This window comes from Vibrio sp. 2132-1, from assembly GCF_033344315.1.
In genome coordinates, this window is the sequence record NZ_JAWPON010000838.1 from 1 (window position 1) to 523 (window position 523).

General features: G+C 45.5%; 1 protein-coding gene and 1 pseudogene. Both read right to left on the bottom strand.

Annotated features, from left to right (window positions below; translation table 11 throughout):
- Window positions 1-164, bottom strand: a pseudogene (locus R8N47_RS28295) (ribosomal-protein-serine acetyltransferase); the annotation flags it as partial.
- A gap of 212 nt (window positions 165-376) precedes the next feature.
- Window positions 377-523, bottom strand: a 147-nt coding sequence (locus R8N47_RS28300) for a CsiV family protein (RefSeq protein ID WP_318186496.1), incomplete at its 5' end; no start/stop codon positions are given.

A 523-nucleotide genomic window follows, 5' to 3' on the forward strand; every position in this document is an offset into this window, starting at 1 on the left:
AGAAAGTCTTGGGCATCTTTTAGCGAGACTTCTGCGTCACACCAATCAAGCCAAGTATGCAAAGATGGGGATTGGGAGAGCAATCGTTGTAGCGAGTGAGCGTCATCTGCTGGGATAAGACGAAGGGCTAGGCGAGGGGTGATGATTTCAAAATCTGGGCTCATGAATAAATACGACTTCCATTGCTGATTTTAGAGATACCGACCTTTCGTTCCTTAGGTCATTGTAGTTGCTGGCTTGGGTTTACTTCGCTCAAAGGCTAAGGCTTCAAACCGAGTGACTACTGGCATGGTTGTGATTAAATGAGTTTAGGTGATATGAAGTGGCAGATAAAACAAAGCGCAGCGATTGCTGCGCTTTGTAGAACTGTCGAAGTTTAGTTAACTCGACGCACTTGGATGATCATTCCCATTAGAGGGTTGTCTAAGTAGTGCGTTTCGCTGCTTTTCATGCGGCGTTTTTGATCCAATCGGTAGCTCTTTAAGAAGGTTTCTTCAGTCACCGTTGGTGAGATTTCTGCGAG